Below are 22706 nucleotides of genomic sequence, written 5' to 3' on the forward strand. Positions count from 1 at the left end.
ATATTCATTAATCATTAATAACATCAATATAAATATCACCATTCATTGAATATATTATTTTAACAAAATAATTGTATATCAACTATAACATTGTTTATGAGGTAAATATTATATAATTAAATGTTTTACTGTTTTCTTCATACGTGTCAGAAAGAACAGTGTTTTACTAGATTTTTATATGCGTTTTCTGAAAAATTGTCTTTATACTGATTGACGCAATTTAAAATGTAACATGTTCTAAAAAACATCTGATATACTTTTATTAACATTCTATATTTCGATAGTTATGCAACAGTCAAACCTCTTATCAATTTCTCTACTGTCATTTTTGTCTAAACAGTTGAGATAAAACTTATTTTGAAATTAAAAGATGATTGCCTAAAAAATAAAATTTCAATATATTAAAATATAAACCAGTTACAGCTCTTCATCTTTCAATAAGTGAAGATTATTCTATTCATTTTTATATAAGATAGCAATATCAGAACAGTGATAAATTAGCATTAACTTTCGAAACCTGCTTAAGGATTTTTTATAAAATATAAAAATAACAAATCATATCTTGACAAACTAAAAGTGAATATTAGATACCTCTCATAATTACTCTTTATTAGAAAATATTATTCTAAATAACCGCATTCAACTTCAATAAACCAACTCTTAGCGATCATATTTACAATATAAAGGTCATTATATTTCCCTCTCTCAAAGAAAATATAAATATATAATAAAGATTGCTTGAAACATATGTCAAACAGAAAAGTAATTTTGCTTAAAGATGAAAACTCTCAAGACTTATTATCTATCCAAAATATTACGAATTATTATTACACGAATCTTCACTACAACATAGATTTTTTACAACTAGTATTCCTTTTCTTAACGCTTTTCATATTATAGGTTAAAAGTTATGTGAAAATTATCAGCACAACTAATATAGACCTCACTAACTACACTTGTTTATATCTTTTCTAAATAAATTGATCTTTCTTTGTGATACTTTATCATTGTAAAGTACACAATACTCTCAGGTAACTCTTTCTAGAAACGTTATTGAAAAGAAAGTGTTACTAAAAACCACTATTTAATATAAACAGTCTAAACAGCTCATGCACATTACGAACTCATAAAATATATATTTTGTTATCTGAACGAGATAACATTAAATTTGTTCAAATATTTTTATGAAATTCATTGCTCTTCTTTTAAAAATATATGAAAAGTTTTAGTAGGCTATTAAAAATCTAATAAACCATTCTTTTTAATGTATAAGAATTGATGAAAATTAAAAATCATTAGAAAAACTATGATCACTGCAGTATGATAATCAGTGTTTTTTTAGTAAACATTGATTATTAAAGAATAAGCATGGTAATCTTATAAGTAGATACAACAATACTACTCATATATAAAATAGATATACTCAAAAAATACATTTGATTTTTTATATCATGATTTTAAAATAACTCCTGTAATTAAAAATTAATCAAACTTATGTGAAATAAAATATTAATTATTTATTACAATCATTATATCAAATTGAAATTACATTATTTTTAGTTACAAAACATTATCTTTTATATCTCATTGTGATATTGATGAAAATCATCTATATATTAAAACTTTACTACTGAAAACGAACATTTACTAACTAATTTTAAGACTGTTTATAGAAAATCTTAAACGTATGCTAAAACATTTAATTTCTAGGTCATAATGAAATATTAAAATTGATACATTTAAACTACTTTTGCTTAAATTATTTTGATTGTGATCAGTATAATATTAAACTGACATATTTAGTAGTATACATCTCCACCTATCTTATTTTTAATAGCATTAAGTTTTGTATTACAATCTTACTACTATCACATTTTTCATGTAATCAATAAACTAGATAACCACACACTCAGATAGAGTGCTCTAATATATTACAAAAGCTATAAGTTGACTTGTATTGTTTTATAATAAACAAAAATAACGCAGTTTATAGATCTTTAATACATTTGTATTAATTTAATATTGTACACAATGAGAATATGACTTATAATAGAATGAATAAATATCTATCTATGTAGCTACTATTAAAATTTTTAGTCGTTTCAAATTAATAGAATTGTATTGCAGAGAATAATCTATATCTCATTTTAGATTGAGGGATATAAAATAAACCAGTAATGATTTATTAATAACTAAATTAATTGAAATGACTATAGTGAAGTATAATATACTTACAATAAGTATTATATTAAATGGCAACTAGGTAGTAAAAACGAATTAACACGAGCATGAACTTTTATAAAGTATTTCAAGTTAAATAATATTTTAAGCCATTAAGATAACACGTATTAAAAGCGCTTCTCCCTGAAAATACAAATTAGAAAACTATTAAATAATTTAAACTTAAGAATCTCAAAATAAACTGAATAATTATTAAAAAAAAGATGCTTAGAAAAATAGAAAATTATATAGTTAAGACAGTCAAAAGTACACAACGACAAAATGCATCTAGCACATAAAAGATTGTATTTAAATGCTACTTACTATAAATATAGGTTAAAAATACAATAATAATCTGACCAAAGATACCACCTAATATCAAAAAGATACGCCTTTAGTCATGAACAATATTAAATTAATGATATTTTATAATGTATATATGCATATGATTCAATAAGACAAACAATAAACGTTTTATACCATGATAACAAGTAAGAATTTTTCTAGAAGATACTACGATTAGCATCTAAAAGTAATTAGAGACTAAATCATAATTTTGACTGATCCAGAAAAATATAAGATGATTTTTTAATTTATGCATCTTTAAAATACATTACTTTCGCTTTGATATAAAGAATGTATTTCAAAATAAAGATTAAGGAAACTACTAAACATGCCTATTATCAGTACACACTTTCAGGTTTTACTTTTTGTGTAAAAAGTATGATAAATATGATAAAAAATTTAATTCCGCATATAATAAAAATATTTTGATAAGTTGTAAAAAATTGCAAGTTTTCATACAAGTTTGAACTAAAACTATCGTATAAAGTTAGTAACTGTTGAAATAATTTCTGTACGCACAACTCACTAAAGACAATAAGTGCATGATCATATTAATTAATAACACTTTTATAATTATAAAAAGCAGTATTGTATTTACAATAATAATCGCCTATATGAAAAACATTTTTCCATATGCGTTATGAAAGTAACACGAATCTAATTACTGTGACTAATCAGAAATTATTTAGATTTTTAAATATAATTAACTTGTTAGATTTCTTTCGAAATATAATATTTATAGCAGTGTAATATTATTGAAGAAATATTTCAAAAAATGGAATTCTTATTAGTTCAACAACTACGACGCACATTACTCACGCAATTAATGTATATGAGGTACAACAGCGTCATTAAAAATATTTTTCTATAAGATATTGCTTGATAGTCAATTATTAAAATCACACATACTAATAACACAAAAACTCAAAAAGATAAACAGTTCAAAAATTTCATTCTGCTGAAACAGAGAAAATATAGTTAGAACAATTTATCTAAGTTATGGTTGATCACTTAATAGAATATTTAGAATTATTAACATAAAACATTGAAGAGCATTAATAAATCTCATAAAATTTTATGATATAAGTAAAAAAATCAAACATAAACTCATATAATCTGACTATAAATACGCAAAGTATGATTCCATATACTTTAATAATACATCAGCACTTTTACAAATAAAAAGACAATTTAAAAGATTTTATACTGCGCAATATTTAGTTGAATACATCAAGCATACATTAATAAATAGTTATGATATAGATAAAATATCTTAAACATATATATTATATACTCCATTCACTTATGAAAGTAATAAAATATAACTAATTCCATACGTTTCAATATATTCTCAAATATTAATTATTATTTTAATATAAAAGTAATAAATAAGAGTAATATTTCTAGGTATGTAAAAATGTAAATATATAAATACTACTCTTATCGAGATCTATCTATTTTAGATTGTCTTATTATTGTTCACAATACTCAATAATATTTTTGATTTTTATCATCGTATCATTAGTAATTTTCTACATATCAATTCTCGCTTTCTAGTGTAATTCTATATAATATCTTGACATCTCTTAAGAATTTTCCGTTCTACTTATATCTTATACTGTCGTATAAAATTTTTGATATGCTTGCGACATTGATATGTTCAATCTCTTAAAATCTTATAATCCCGTATAGCCCTTAGTGATTCAGTAACTACGAACATCACTTAAATTAGTAAATACACCAATAGAACGCACTAAATTTCTAATCCTAAATAATAATAGGATGATCTATTACAATCATTTTTACAATAGACTGTTAAAAAATACAACTGATCTTTCTGTTAAAACGATTGCTGAACACATTTATTCTTCATATTTCATTTTTCTTTATAAAAACCTAATTTTATTTAGTATAACACATGCATAGATTCATTCATTTAAAATTAAAATGTTTTTAATATCACTGGTTTGAGTTATATCAATTTATTATAATATAATAACGATTTATTCAGTTATGTTTTAATAACGAGGGTTAAAAAAGTTTTAAGAGGTATAAACTATTAAAAATTATACTTAATAGTTTCAAACCTATAAATTTTTACTATGACATTTTATATGTGTAGAATAACAAAATTATATTTTTCTACACTCATTATATATGATACTAGATTTTACGAAACAATGTTAACTTCCACATTCACACAATACATCAACGAAAAGTTATATTAATATAAACGCAAAGTGTTTTTTTGTAGATTAAACATTTTATTACGTCAGTTATAGATTCTAGAATTTGTGTTAGAGTAAATCATTAATTTTAGATAAGCTATTTTGTTTAACATAATTACACACTGTTTCAAGGATTATTCATTGCACGGGACAAGAAAATTAAATTTAATAAAATAAAATTATTCAACTAACAGTTAATCTTAATTTTTATCGCTATCTTTAATGTAATCTACTACTTTACTTCTTTATACAGTTATCAAAGCATCACTTTTCTTTTTAAAAATTCTCAGATAAATCTATTATTATATTTTTTATTTCTACTACCAACCAACTTGGAAAGAAAAAAGAATGATGTAAATTTAAATATAAATTAATATTCATCTGTTATAATTTTAAAACTATTAATAACTAATAGGCCCTATGTATATAACACATACTATGTCTGATAATGAAGCTAACAGTTAGTCATATATATAGTGTAATTTCATCTTCAAGTAATTGCGGAAGATATGCTCAGCATGCGCTAATAAGCTCTATTTTTAATCATAGTACAAACGTTAATAAAAATCATTAATTGATTTATGCATGTTAGTACAATCACAAAGAACGCAAAGTATCGATCTAAACGTTAATATAAAAACATTTAACCAGTTATTTACTAGGAAATAGAAAAACTTTAGAAAACTAAAATACTTAAAATCTTATAATTCATATAAGAAATTAACTGTATAAGGCGTACTAGTTGTTATAAAAACTATACAAGAGAATTTTAGCTAATTTAACATCCTTGATCTGTAGTGTGAACAGTAGAAATAAATGCATTAAATTTCAGTTTCATCATAAAACGATTATTATTATTTCGCTTATTAGTGTTACTAAAGTAACATATATTCAGTTTTGATATTATCTTATCTGATCTCAAACAATCTTAAGTAACTACAACATTATATGTGCCTTAAATAATAATAAATAACTCATATGAAATAAATTTCACTCTTATGTTTATGTAGTAAAGGGATACTGAATAGCCGGGTGATATTGATACCCTTCCAAGGCAAAATCATCAGTTCTCACCCAGGTCTCAATATCTTTCCATGTTTTAATTCGCTTATTTATCAACAATGAAGGTAAAGGAAAAGGTTCTCGTTTTAACTGTACCTCGCACATAAGTGGCAACTGATTCTCATAAATATGAGCATTTACAATTTTATGATAAACTTTACCTGCTTTATGACTAGTTATGCGAGCCATTAACGCAAGTAAAACAAAACACTGTACTTGGTTAAAGTTTAAACCAAGAGGAACATCGCAACTACGTTGGTAAGATGTTAGATAAAGCGTATTTTGTAATAAAGAAAATGTATGAGTGTGCATACAAGGACGCAAACAACCCATTTCACATTCACCAGCATTATAAAAAGCGATAATTTCAGCACGATCATCAATGTCATGTTTTAAGTTATTCACAACTTTTTGAAATTGATTAAAAAATGAACCATCAGGTCTCTGCCAAGAACGACCCTGAACACCGTATACACGTCCCATATCATCCTTACCTTTACGATAAGGGTTATTTAACCAAGCTTGATTATCATTAGCATTAGCATTCCAAGTATTACAACCAATTTGACGAAACTGAGCAGCATTATCATAACCACGTAAATACCCGAGTAATTCAGCGATAGCAGACTTAAAAAAACTTTTTCGGGTTGTAATTAAAGGAAATTGGTTATTAGCAACATCATATTCAAAATCGGCATTAATCACAGTTAAACAACGAACACCAGTGCGTTTATTTTCATCCCACTCTCCATCATTAATGATCCTTTTACATAACTGAAGATACTGCTTCATAAATACTCTCTTACTCTATAAACTAGAAATATATGACAACAATAATCTCAATATATTAAATTACTTACTAAATTTTTGCGTTTTGTCATATTGATTTTTAGAAATATCTTTACCATATTTATATGACCAAATAATTATAAAAACACCGACAACAATCATTGGTACTGAAAGAATTTGTCCCATGCTAATACCATAAAATAAACCTAATTGAGGATCAGGTTGTCGAAAACATTCAACTATAATACGAAATACACCATAACCAATTAAAAATAGACTCGATACACTTCCTATTGGACGAGGTTTTCGTATAAATACATTTAAAATAAAAAATAGTACCACACCTTCTAAAAACATTTCATAAAGCTGCGATGGGTGACGAGGCAACATTCCATAGTGATTTAAAATAGGTATTAATGAAGTATTTTGTGATACAATTTGAATATCTTCACTGCGTGAATTAGGATATAAAAAAGCCCATGGTATGTCTAATACGACACGCCCCCATAATTCACCATTAATAAAATTGCCTAAACGACCTATAGCAAGCGAAAAAGGAATTAAAGGAGAAACAAAATCAGAAACTTGCAAAAAACGTCGAAGCGTATGACGTGCAAACCACATCATAGCAATGATAACACCAATTAATCCGCCATGAAATGACATACCACCATCCCAAATTTTGAATAAGTAACTGGGATGATCAAAAAATAAAGGTAAGCTATAAAAAAAAACATAACCTAACCTGCCTCCTACCAGGACACCTAAAAAACCAAAATAGAGTAGGTTTTCCACTTCATTTTTTTTCCAGCCGCTATTAGGTTTGTTTGCGCGACGGCCCCCTAGCCATAACGCAAAAAGAAACCCTATGAGATACATGAAACCATACCAATGTAGAGATACTGGCCCAATTGAAAACATTACAGGATTAATTTTAGGAAAAGCCAAGTAATTATTACTCATTGGTTCTCCTCTTTAATTTTTCAGATAAAATTAATATATATCAGAATATATATCTTTTATAAATGTATAAAACTTGTGATTTTTTGTAAAAAGTAAAACAATAAGAGCTAAATGCATAAATTGCAGGCAAATAATATTTTAATATCTACTATAAGTTTCTCATTCAGCAATTTTTTAACTAAAATTAATGCACGAACCATTTCAAACGTCAATATTATATAAAAACTATGAATTTTATTTCTCGTTGTGATCTCAATCACTAAACTTAATGTTATATTAAATACTGTTCTAAAATATTATGCCGGTATGACCTAGATCTATTAACATATTTTTATTCATAAACAATATTTTTGTATAAGAAAAAAATATTAGAATAATTTTCTGTTCATAACAGTTATCTGTTTTTCTGAAATTTTAATAGTTATACTTAATCGAGTTTTGAATTTGATCGGTCATTTAATTTTGGAAATATTTTACTGTATAATATTTTGATTACACATATCTATATGTTTAATGCTTTTAAGAAGAAATATTGAGACAAATTATCTTGTAATTTTAAGTGCTACTTATATAAGTTTATACTAAACTGAACTTTATTTATAATGGTTTCTTTTAAAATTTCAAAAGTAGTATATCAAATCTTCTTACTGAGATTTTCAGATACTCTCTAAGTGAGATGTGACACTAGAAACCACTTTTAAATATATTTAAAACATAAAGACTGCTCTTATATGCTATGTTTAAGAGCACTTGTTACTTATTTAGCAACGAAGATATAATTTATTAGAAGATAGCTCAATTCACCTCAATTCTGTAAACTTTTTATTTTAAACATAATACATAAAAATAACTAAGATTAAAAAATCTTTGACAGCTATTAAGATACAACATTTTTTGCTTAAAATTTAATAAATCGTAAAGATTTTCTTTAAAAAACGACTCAAAACCATAACATTCTTACTTTTTAAGAATCATAACGCATGATATGAGGTAGATAATATATGAAAAACTAAATACAATGATGATTAATCACTTAAATCATCCTTAATTATTGTAGCAAGGAACGATTTGATCAGTTAAGATATGAATTCTTTTTCATCATGGAACTCAGATCATTACTATGTATCAAGTCAAAAATAAATTACTGGTCACATGCGCATTGCCTTATGCTAATGGACCAATCCATCTTGGTCATATTTTAGAACATGTTCAAGCTGATATTTTTGTACGTTATCACAGAATGCGTCGTAAGGAGGTGTACTTTATCTGCGCGGATGATGCGCATGGCACATCAATCATGCTTAAAGCTCAGAAACTAGGTATTTCACCTGAAGAGATGATTACCTCGGTAAAGCAAGAGCATCAAAAAGATTTTAATGACTTTACTATTAGCTATGACAATTATCATTCCACACATAGTGAAGAAAATCAAGAATTTTTAGAACATATTTATAATACACTCAAAAAAAATGGTTTTATTAAAAATCGTATAATTTCACAACTTTATGATCCTGAAAAAAAAATTTTTTTACCTGATCGTTTCATCAAAGGTACCTGTCCAACTTGTAAATCCAAAGATCAATACGGTGATAATTGTGAAGTATGTGGTGCAATTTATAGCCCAATAGAGTTAATTGACTTACGATCAGTACTCTCAGATACTCCTCCTGAGATGCGCGATACTGAACATTTTTTCTTTGATCTACCTATATTTAGCAACATGTTGTATGCATGGACTCGTTCTGGAACTTTACAAGAACAAGTTGTAAATAAACTACAAGAATGGTTTGAATCTGGTTTACAGCAGTGGGATATTACACGTGATGCGCCCTATTTTGGCTTTAAAATTCCAGATGCTCCAGGTAAGTATTTTTATGTTTGGTTAGACGCACCTATAGGTTATATGAGTTCATTGAAAAATCTATGTAACAAACGCAGTGACTTAAATTTTGATGAGTTTTGGAATCACAATTCAAAAACTAATATTTATCATTTTATTGGTAAAGATATTATTTATTTTCACAGCTTATTTTGGCCAGCAATCCTTGAAGGCAGTCAATATTGCAAGCCAACTAATTTAGTTGTGCATGGTCACCTTACTGTTAATGGTGTTAAAATGTCTAAATCACGGGGTACTTTTATCACTGCTAGATCATATCTTGAACATCTTGATGCAGACTGCTTACGCTATTACTATGCTACTAAACTATCATCAGGCATTGATGATATCGATCTAAACTTAGTAGACTTTGTTCAACGATTTAATAGTGATATCGTGAATAAAGTTGTAAACCTTGCTTCACGTAATGCAAGCTTTATTTCTAAACGATTTTCTGGTCAATTGTCTGATCAATTAGAAGATATTGATCTTAATCAAAAGTTTATTGACGCTGCGCAATTCATCGGTGATGCTTATAGCAAACTAGAATATAGTAAGGCAATGCGTAAAATTATAACTTTAGCAGATTTAGCTAATCGTTATGTCGATCAAAAAGCACCGTGGATTGTTGCTAAACAAAAAAACAAAGAACAAGATTTGCAAGCTATCTGTTCAATGGGTATCAATCTATTTCGTTTAATTATGATTTACTTGAAACCAGTCCTTCCGAATTTAGTAAGACGTGCTGAAATATTTCTTAATGTTGAGTTAACATGGGATTCGATATTAGTCCCATTAACTCATCATACAATTAGATCATTTCAAACATTATGTACGCGTATCGAAATGGCTAATGTAGACGCTATTATTGAAAGATCAAAAAATAACATTACTCTAGAAGAGTATTAATTAGCGCCATCTCTAAATACTTAATTTAAAAATTATAATTTGATGATGCTTCTGCAATCAACTTTTACATTGGACTTATTAAATAAACTAATTTTGCAGAATCTAATAAATACCTCAATTATAATTAGATATTAGCAGAAACGTAAGTGTAATTTATGCTAAAAATACACTACATACTCTCACAATCAAAAAACATAAAATGTTGATTGGGTATGAAAATAACGATTTTATATTATACAAAACATCTTCTATCTTATCTTAATAATAACACATAATAAAATATGTGTCTAAAATAGACTGACCAAAACTTATAAGCAGAATTTTTTATGATTTCATAAAAAATATAAAAGGCATCATTCTTTATTTTTAAAACTGTTATCTTATTGTTTATAAGATAAAAAACTAATTAATTACAACGTAAATATATTTTTCGTAACCAAAAGTCTAGAGATTGCTCAAGATATAATAATCAAATCGCAATACTTATCTGCTTTTATATGATTTAATTACTTATATCATCATTAATATTTATTACTAACGCTATCTCGATATTATTGTTCTAGTGAAGATAATTAACATGTTAAGCCTTTTTGTTATTATCTTCATAGATTGCTTTCATTTATTCAGAAAATACTTATAAACATTGCTACTAAATAAATATGATACTATTTATTTCTATCAATTAGTATTAATAGTATAATGTACTAGAAATAGTTTAATCAACCTTTTTCTCCTATTCTCGTTTGTTTCGTATCAGCGTTGTCTCATTGTTATGATCAGTACTTTTAGCGCTCACTTATATACATAACAAGAACGATACATATGCACACAGCTAGATCAACGATTCTTTCCTTAAAAATAGAATATTAACGTACTTACAAACATCAAAACAAATAAACAAACGATCAATATTAAAAATATATTTAAGAGTTATTACTATTAACATCTACTATATTTTATAGCACACAATAATGAAATAAATTAATCATTACTATTAAATGCAATATTCTTTATTACTATTGCCATTATTATACCGCGAATTATTATACTAAAATTTTATCAACACACATAACTATGTAATACAATGTAATATCATTTACTTTCAGTTTAAAAGAATTAGATTTATATCTTTATTGTATCGAGAAAGATATTAAAGACACACAATGTAAATATTTTTAGTCTTTCACATTAAATAAAGCTCAATAATGATGTTTAAAACATTTCTATTACTGCTATAACTAATTGTGATACTTAAGATTTTAGCACTAATTTTACTCATGCAAGGCAGAATTTTCATAATAATCACTATCACTGATTTTATTTGAAGAATTTTTATTATAAGTTCCAATATATTTTAATATCTAGAATATTAGAGAGAATACTTTACTATTCCCAATTTTATACCTTATGGATTCCTATTCACATTTCACTACAACTCACTATTTTAAAAACTTATTATTTTCTCCTTAAGACATCATGTTCTAAAAAATTTATCTCATTCATTAATGTTATTTTATATTTTCATTAGTAACATCATGCGTTCTTTACTTACATTATACATTTTTTCTAATTATAAAATTTAAGATTAATATTAATCTCAAAGAAACGCTGAATATCTTAAATTAATTTTTTAATGATCATAGTGTAATATTCTCATGTATATAGAATTACTTTTATGGAAACTGCATAAAATAATTATTTAGATAGTTATAAATTTAGTTATAAAACAACTACTCAACTACAACTAATACTAGCTATTACATAGAAACACTTTTATATCTATCCTTTTAAAATATACATGAAATCTACAGGATATTCATTGCATAAATCATATAATTTTATTTCTTTTATTAAAAGAGTAGTCTTCTGTTTTATGATGAAATTAGTAGAAAACAATTTGTGTATTAAAGTTGAAATTTGTACATTTGTTTTTCAATTAACAAAATGAATATCTTTATTTAGAGTCATAATGGACAAACTAAATTTTCTAATAATGCTGCGCACTCATGACACTAATCAAATAAAACTTTTCTATAAAACTATTAAAAACTACGTATTATACTATTACATTTTACTATTTCTTAAACTATCATTAAATTTTAGATTGTAATCTCGTTAAAATTATTTGTGAAATCAATCATACACCTTACTTTAAGTTCACACGAAGTTTAGCAAAATTACTTTACTCAAAATATTCAAAGGAATAATCTGAAATGATCTCTTTACATTAACAACCCAATAAAATTAGTGTATTTCACTATGTGACATACATCATATAAATATATTTTTTAAGTTAAAATAAATTATATAAGAAATGACAACTTACAATGCATTTTAAAAACTTCAATCTAAACCATTGTGTACTATTCTAGCAATTAAATCAACCATATTTAGTTTCAGTGTTATCAAACTAAACACAAACACCACATAACATTATAATACGAGATAATTTTTTATGAAAGATGGTGATGTTATGCTGCGTGATTTTAGTGGTAATAAGAGATTCATATACAGTTTCACATAACTGTTTGATTCAAAAAAATAAATAGTAATTAAAAACGAATATTTTATAAGATAATATGAAAAATAAATAGAGTTTAATCCAACATGGCTTCTCTTCAAAGAATCTTGAGTTACATGCAAAAAAGTGAATCATTGAAAATATAAAAACTATTAAATAGAATAATTTCTATTAAGAATAAGATTCTATTTTACATAATAGTATATTGTTGAAATAACTTATAAGTATTAAAATGTCAATAAACATAACCTATTCAGTATTCTTCTGTGCAATCAAAAGATAAAAAACTAAACTAAAAATAAAATCAGGTATGTAAATACATCTTACAATTTTTCTAAATTCAATAATAGTTTTAGTCAACTTGATATTCATTTAAAAATCTAAATTTTCTCATATTTCTTACATTCAAGGCGTAGAATTTATTATTGTAACTATTTTAAAAAATATACAGACAGTATATAATATAGATTATATAAAGCATTAAGCTTATAATAATAAATATATTTTAAACTATATGTTATATATGTAAGTCATTTCGGTGTAAATTGAAACTATTAAAGTATTTTTTCTATAACAAATACCTTATCAAAATTTCTTTTTATGAAATAAATTTTTATTATCTATGATAATATATTATGTAATGCTGAACACTTAATCGATTCATATAATAATCTTTTCATAAGCATGATCGTTTATTCGTTATTTTAACATCAATTATTATAATGCTTATATTAACGTTCTCACTATTACTCACATAAACCTTATTAATTAGATTTTTTAACTTTTCATCTAAAAACTTCACTATGTTTTTAACAATTTTCCAAATTTAAAATAGCAATATATAATACTCTCGTAAAAACTATTTAAAGTATGCCTACTAGCAATCTTTTTTAAGATATAGAATCAAGTATAAAACCTTATATGTATTCACTTTGTGTGAAAGAAGATTTTCAAAGAATCACCTCAAAAACAGTACATTTATTAAAAATTTTTTGATTCATGCCGTTAGTGTAAACTTTTCTCACTTTAATAGTGTAATATAAAAATAATTTCGTTTAAAAAAATCATACATGTGATTTAAAAATAAAATATTTCTTACTAAAAAGAGTGCATTACTGTACATTTACTATGCATATTCTTATTCCTTGAGCGAATTACTTTATTACGATGATTTAGTAATATCTGAGTTTCATCTTCTAATTTTTTAAATATATTTTTAATAAAATTTTTGAATTTATTAAAATGTTTTTTTTGAAAATTTTAAGAGATTAATTTAAGAATATAAACATGCACTTTCTAAGAATAAGTAAGATCTTATTTATTTTAATATCATGCATCATACTATAAAAATTAGATAAATAAAAATCATTATCTTACTTTAGTCTTATTCGAAATAAATAACAAAAATAAATAATAATGCTATTTATTTTTTAATTTTAATTAAAATAGATTTCTTACTAAAATAAAATATATAAATCATTTAATTTCTTAAATATCAATAAAAATCTTTTTAAATGAATGCTGTCATACAATAGTAGTATTAACATGTCTACTATTTTATAAAAACTAATACTAATTTATCTGTTATACTTGTCAACGTTTAAAATTCTAAATAGTTTTTATGTTTTATATATATAAAAAGTATCTTAAATATAATAACACGTAATAAATATTAATAATATTAATCTCACGATTTCTAATTATACTTTAAAAGTAATGAATTATAATGAATAAAATAGATTAATTCGTTAATTAAATTATTTTAAAAATTAATAATAAGTGATTACTAGGAACATTACCCAATGTTAATAAAATAAAATTTAAATTTTTTTTCAATAGATAGATGCGACATTTTTAATATTTCATTATTATGATATTTTATTATTTTTAAATAATATAAATTTCTATTATAAATTTAAATAATTAAAAATATTAATACACAAAATACTATTGAATATCATTAATAAATTTAATAGATAAATATAAATTAATATTTATAAAGATTAATTTATAAAAAGATAAGATTGTTAGTATTTTTTTGATACACGTTAATCCTCTATTTTATATTGCTATTATACTAATCAGTAATACAATAAAGTTAAGAAAAACATTACGTATAAACATATAAAGATTAATAAAAAATTTTAAAATAGATTAGTTTCGTATTTAACAAATAACTAAAATATTATCATTCAAAGAAATATATCGTAAAGTAAACAAATACCTAGAATTAAGAGAAATTGTAAAACACATTAAATAATATTTATTATTCAAGTAAGTTTAAGTTATAAAAATAGTAAAGTACACTCTTTTATGTTATATTTTACTTTAATCAATTTATGAATTTCTGAAAATATTAATAAGTACAATAAATGAATTTATTTTAAAATACTATCTATGAAATAGATATGACCATAAATTATCTATATATTAATATATTGGCTAAATTTGTATAGTTTAAATTCGATGCACTGCATAAGATATTGATTAATGGCAATATTAATTATAATTTTATTTAACATATAATAATAATTATTAGTTATTTACCTATCTTTTATATTTTTAACTACTACGAAATAACACTGAAATGTACTAAGTGTTAATGTAGTTCTTTTAATACTGAACATATTTCTCAATCTATTATGCGTCATTTTGTTGAATATTATCATATCAATTTTAAAAATTATTTATTCGTATAATTTTCAGGAGAGTTTTATTTTTCCTATTATGATTATATGCAATAATATATTATTAAATGTTAATTTAAAACTATATTTAACAAGCATATAGAGTGTTATTAAAAAAATAAATTTATAATAAAAAACTCTACATATTAACTTTACAGTATTAATACCTTAAATATTAAAAACATTAATTTAGAACGTAATAGTTAGAGTGATATTTTAGTTAGTAATAAAAATTTATATATTAATTGATCTGAGTAGTGTAGGTATTGTTGGCTTACAAAGATAATATAGGTAATTAACGTCATTTAGTTGAGATTGATAGATTATTTATTTTAAATAATATTTTACTTTTATTTCTTAAAGGAAACTTTTATTTTCTTAAGTAATCAAATTATTGATTTTAATATTGTATATTAATTTAAAACGTATGAATAAAATAACATATAATCTAAAAATTTTTTATCTTCATAATAAAGAAATACTACAGATAAAATATAGAAACACGTGATTCTTACCTCCATGAACAATTAAATCAAAGTTACACTATACAATAGCAATAACATCTCTCAATAAAAATATAAGAATGCTAATAAAATTAAATACACGGGCTTTGTTGTACAGCTAAATCTTATTTATAGTAGTCTTATATTTTCTAAATAAAAAATTATGTAGATTGTTATTCGATATTCACTTCTTAATTAACTGAATAGATGAAAAAAATAGCAGTGAGTGCATAGAATCCATATAGTATTTGACGCCTAATTTTTTAACGATTAACATTTAAAATTTTTCTAGTAATACAATGAAGAAAGAGTAATTTTTAACATAGAATAAAGTAACGAACATTTAGTTTAAGGACATGACTATCAGTATTCAACTAACTATAAACCAAATCAGTTACTAGCGTAACTATTATTTAAAAAAGTTTATAATTTGTACTGCAAGCACTTTGAGAAATTCTACACGTTGCTATTGAAAATGTCTATTGATAAAATGTATAGAGTCACATCTAAAATTGTTCTTCTTGTAACTATTATTTTACTTTATTTCAATACTGAATATCTTACTAAATAACTAAAAATTATAAATATTACTTAAAAATCTTATACTCATCTTATTATTCTTCAGAATAAGTTACTTGACTTAAATAAAATTCTGATGTCTGTATACCGAGATGTTATCTGGGATATATAAATGTCTCGTCACCACATAAACTTCGTAAAAATAAAAACACCGAATAATTTCTGAAAATTAGTAGACACAAGAACCAGAAAGCCTAGATAAATTTTTATAAATAAAAATGAAATGAATGTCAAACTTTTTATCATACTACAATACCCATAAATAACACTAACTTTATTCCATTTAACCTATTGTATTTAACAGCTTACTACATCGTTGTCTTTAATTCCCAACACTCCCACTGACTAACTAAGTGAAATGCCTATTGATCCATACATTAACACTCAGTACGAAATTACATTTTATTAATATGCTCACTTAGAACTCAATTGTTAGTGGATCTATATTTTTTACTTAACCACATTTATCAGTTGTTTTATAAAACAATCAGTCTTGTCATGAACGATCTGCATATATTAAAGATTTTGTATACATCTCTCTATATATAATATATTACAATAGTTTTTAAAATAATTCAAATTATTCTAAAATTTCTACTTTATACATTCATGTATTATATAAATAATATAGTCATAATAAACACATTCAAGATATATATTGAAACTTCGCTTCTAATATTATTCAATATACTATATAGATTTATCATTACTCTAGTTAGTCTAACGTTTTAATCAGATTATTTTCATGAGCACTTACTAACAAATGTACTGTAAACCAACTGATTTATATGAACAATTCTTATTGTTATTACAATTAATATTCTTAATTAACAATTAATATTAATTTTATAGAGAATAATTATTTTTCTTAAGTGTTATATGATTATTTAATGTACTGATCTTTAAGAAAGTTTAGATACTACTGTATTTCAGCTATTCAATAATATCAAAACAATCTATTATTATCTTTCTGTGTAATTAACATTATGATAACAGTATCATGAATAAAATTATTATAAAGTAAATATACAGTTTATTGTTAATGATTAGTTTTTTTCCTACTTAAAGAAAATAAGCTTATTTATACTGAATATTCACTTTGAATCATATTAAGGATCAATGAACTTTAATAATATAAATAGTGTGATTTTAGTAAGTATAAGAATATTGATACTGTCTTTTAAGAATTAACGATGATTCGAGAAAAATTATAATTATCACAATAGATAATAAAGAATATTAATTTTATCGTTCATCTGATTAAAAAAGATAAGAATGACTTCACTAAACAAAAATAATTTTAACAAAATTGAAGATAATTAGTGGAAAACTGTTAATAAAGTTTCATATTTCGATATATGTAAAATCATATCAAATACTAAAAATATTCATTAATATGCAAGATTATTGGATTAATTTTAATTTTTATATTAAACAATATTGAAATAACTCAAATATATTAAAATAAATTAGATCTAAAAACTTAATTATATCAAGGTAAAGTTTCACCTCAAAACTAGAAACCGTATCTTTCTGTGTTCATATAGTAACGTTAAATTTGTGCTACCGTTACCAGCAGTAATAGTTATTAACTCAAGATATAATCTTGAGCGAAAAAACGCTATTAATCATATTTTTTGTTAGCGTTACATAAATACACGCTCATTATTGACATTTTTATTAGACATCATATGCGCTCTAAATAAAAAGTCATTATAAATACAGTGAGAACGTCATCACTCAATAGAATCAATGATAAGTTTTAAATCACTTTAAGCTATAAGACTTCCTATTCAATTTTTACACAACTAAAAATAATTAACAATCCCAACCGTACTCTAAATATTTAAATAATTATTATAATTCTTTTATATTCTAAAAATTTTTTTCATTAATTAAATCTACTTTCAACAACTGAATATTTTACAATCAGACCAAAACATAAAGTGAATTACATACATTATTTCACTGACAACACTTAACACTCAGTATGAATTAGCTATAGATCTTTCACTTATGCAACTAATTTCTGATAAGACATTATTTATGTTTATCAGTTATTTTAGTGTAGATTACAAGAAATTTAGAGATCTTTTACCTTAAACATTATGATAATAATTTTAATTTTATAAATTATACCTCAATCTATCTTCTACGATCTATAGTTTTATCACAAAACTCTTTTAACCACATAATAAACTGTTTCACGAATCGTGTTATATTTATATTTCATTATTAATTCATGCATGATGGAAATAGTTATATTAGCTTTACCATTACTAGCTGAAATAGAGATGTCTCGTTAGATTTCTTTTTTTAAAAGTTTAAAATAAAAATAGAAAGTACTTTTAATAAAAAATCACTAGAGTGTAATATTGCCACACATTAGGAATAAGATTCTGAATATGTTAAAATATATTTCATCTGATATCAATATTGTAAACCACGTTTATTCTTTAAAAATACATAAAATTTATTAGATTTAAAAAGATATTTAAGCGCTCTCTCAGTTCTTCTCAAAGAGAAGGCTATTTTAAAATATAATAAAAATTTATTATTATATTTTTTATATTGTTGTTTTAATACAGAAAATATTATATATAACACTACATTACGATACGAAATGAAATAACTATAAATCATTGTATAAAAATGAATAAAACAATTCTAATTAAACGATTGATATAAAATACCAACATACAATCTACTAAAATAGTAACATAAAAATCAATTGTTATTATTTTATATAAACCCGTTATACTTTAATTTTAAATTTAAAATTAATTATCTCTAATATATGTTGTATATATTATTTTTGTTTTTATATATAAAAAATTAAAAATAAAAATCAATCAAATAAGACACCATGAAAGATAGATGAATATGTTTGAAAAATATTTACTAAAATTCATAGTGATTTGAAATATAATGGAAACATCATTTGTTATAGATAAATAAAAAACAGATAATAGCTTTAATTATTATTACATAATGATATATCTAATTATATATGTCAAAATTTATACTAAGAAATTAAATATTTATATATCTAAAAATTTTACATATTCCACGGATATAACACAGTATTATCTTTATAGGCTATTTTAGAGCATAGAACATATCTGTTTTTTATAAAATATGCTCTACATATGATGTTGCACAATGCATGATTTTAGTATAAAAAATTTATTATTTAATATATATCTTTGTGGAGAATTTAATGTCATTTCTAAGCACAGAAGCAGAGCTTGTTCATCTAGCTTTAAAAACTAAGGGGCTTGAAACCCCGTTACATGTTCAACAAAAATCAGATGAAGAACGTAAACAATTAATTGAGCAGCATATGATAAAAATCATGAAGCTACTAAATTTAGACCTTACCGACGATAGTTTAATAGATACACCAAAACGCATCGCTAAAATGTATATTAATGAAATTTTTTCAGGTCTTGATTATATTAATTTCCCAAAAATCACTGTTATTGAAAATAAAATGAATGTTGATGAAATGGTTTCTGTACGAAATATTACGTTAACTAGTATATGCGAACATCATTTTGTCACTATTGATGGAAAAGCAATGGTATCTTATATTCCAAAAAATAAAGTGATCGGTTTATCGAAGATAAATCGAATTGTCCAATTTTTTTCTCGACGCCCTCAAATACAAGAACGATTGACACAACAAATACTTGTTGCTTTACAAACAATACTAGATACTCGCCATGTAGCTGTCTCGATTGATGCTGTTCATTACTGCGTAAAAGCTAGGGGTGTTCATGATGCAACAAGTGCGACAACAACCACCTCTTTAGGAGGATTATTTAAATCTAGCCAAAATACACGACAAGAATTCTTACGCGCTATTCAGCATCAATAATTTACAATAGTTATGTAATCTTCGATATAATTTAAATTTGTATTTATACGAATGACTCAACTAACATTTAGTAATCTGAATATATTTCATTGATAATGTTGTTTAGATTTTTTTTAGAAAATAATTGATGTAAACTTGACATATACTCGCTATAAGTATAATTATAAGATATTATGATTGAGTTAAGCTAAATTCTTGTCTTTTCTATTTGTTTTCAGTATGAGATTAGAATTATTAATTAAGCATCAACGATGATAAAATATGTATTAGATAGTTGATTTTTTTTCCTATTTTGCTTAGAATATTATTAGTCCTAATTATTTATATATATTCTAAGAATAAAAAATCTATCATAATACTTTAAGAAGGAAATATTTCAAATATAAGCTCATGATTACTACATATCTACAATATATGTCTCTAGGTATGAATAATACACATAAAATTTTTATATTCTGTTCTATATCTTCAACAAGTGATTTCTAATGAAAAACACTACACAATAACTTCTCAGTAAGTTAATAAGTCACTCTTTTAAAATTCAAAAAAGAGATCATTAAAAATAGTTCGACGCACTAAAGAAGTTATTAAAGTATACTAAGAACAATCTGTATATAAAATAGCTAGAACGTTAATATAACTAGCATAATCATGATGTAAATAATATTACAAATATGCATATCACTGATAAAAGTTTTACAATAAAATATCAATAGTTTCCAAAGCTAAAATACACATTACAATAGAGAAATGTAGCATTTCTTTTATATACTTACAGTCACGATAAATATTGTAAAAATAGAAAAACTTTATATAGATTTTAACCTGAATAAAATTACTTATATACGTAGATATATATTAGTAGATAACGTATATGATATACTAAGAGTGATAATGAAAAGAAAAAATTTAATAAAATTAACAAATTAAGTTTCCTAAAAAAATATTACTAAATATCAATAGACTGTAAGCAGTATGTAAAATACCAATTTTTAATGTGGGTGTTTTAAATATATTCTCTTTTTTATTAAGAGCGAATATTTAATATAGTACTAAAATTATAGTAAATCCCGTATTTATTTCTATTGACTAATAAATAATGTTACTACACTTATTACTAATGCATCTCTAGTAGAGTAACCAAAAGATATCGCTTCAATCAAGACTGCATATAATGTATATGCTTTTATCCATACGCTCGCAATGATCTAGTCATGCGCTTACTCAGTTCAGTGGAACACCTTACTCTAAAAAAATAAATTATTAAGGTATCATATATCTAAAAAAATCAGTAATACTTTCAAAAAGAGTAACAATTAACAATAGAAAATAATTTTATTCGCGAAATCAGTTATAACTATAACATAAAGATTAAGAATTTTAATAGATCTGTCACAGAACTTTAACAACATCTAATTTATCAGCGTATAGTAAAAGAGTACATCTCCAGTTGAGTGACAGCATTATTTGATATCCCAGTTATTATTTATTACATTGATCATTAGATAATTGAGTAAACACTCCGATATATAAAGTGCATTTAATGACTGAACTATATTCAAGTAACTATTATTTTACCTAAAAATAAGACTTTTACATGAATTTAAGATCGTTGATCTTTTATACTAAATAGCGGTAGTTACTAACTGTAATATTATTTTGAAACAAAGCACTATCAATAAGATATATTATTAGCTATATAATATACACAGTCAGTATTAACGTTCTTTGTTAGAGTTCATTATTCCTATAAATAAAATAAGCATCATATTTTAAACTAAAAACACAATCTACATATAGAAACTATGTTATGATTTTCTAACTCATTAAAAATTTCTTTATGTTCAAAATATGTAAAATCTAAGTAATTTTCTACTATAATTCTTAATGATATTATTAACAATCTAATTATAGTATTATAACATTGTATACATCTTGAATTTATCATATTATTGAAAGTATTGAAATTATTCAATAACTAAAATCTAAAAATGTACTAAGCAGATTATTGTATATAATAACTTACTATTAATATTGATGTTGATTACATTCTTATGACTTAAGACATCTTAATAACTTCTTATATATTACATTACTTAAATTTTTATACTGATATGATAATAATATTTATTTTTCTATTA

At 23.8% G+C, this 22706-nt stretch carries 3 protein-coding genes and 1 pseudogene; 2 read left to right on the forward strand and 2 right to left on the reverse strand.

The window, feature by feature from the left end; translation table 11 throughout:
- Positions 1–5795 precede the first annotated feature (5795 nt).
- Together GFV14_RS03155 and lgt are read right to left on the reverse strand one after the other, a co-directional pair.
- Positions 5796–6647 carry a thymidylate synthase gene (locus GFV14_RS03155; protein ID WP_457914221.1) on the reverse strand — a complete coding sequence of 284 codons (852 nt, stop codon included), beginning with the start codon at positions 6645–6647 and terminating at the stop codon, positions 5796–5798.
- Positions 6648–6707: 60 nt separating this feature from the next.
- Positions 6708–7607: a prolipoprotein diacylglyceryl transferase gene (lgt, locus tag GFV14_RS03160; RefSeq protein ID WP_457914222.1), complete on the reverse strand. Its 900-nt coding sequence runs from the start codon at positions 7605–7607 to the stop codon at positions 6708–6710.
- Positions 7608–8727: 1120 nt separating this feature from the next.
- On the opposite strand from lgt, the pseudogene metG reads away from it, so the two are divergent.
- Positions 8728–10377: pseudogene (gene metG / locus GFV14_RS03165) on the forward strand (methionine--tRNA ligase); the annotation flags it as partial.
- 9528 nt (positions 10378–19905) lie between these two features.
- Positions 19906–20565, forward strand: a complete 660-nt coding sequence (gene folE, locus GFV14_RS03170) for a GTP cyclohydrolase I FolE (protein ID WP_457914223.1) — start codon at positions 19906–19908, stop codon at positions 20563–20565.
- The last annotated feature ends 2141 nt before the right edge of the window (positions 20566–22706 follow it).

It is taken from the genome of Candidatus Hartigia pinicola, from assembly GCA_020541205.1.
Classification (GTDB): Bacteria; Pseudomonadota; Gammaproteobacteria; order Enterobacterales; family Enterobacteriaceae; genus Hartigia; species Hartigia pinicola.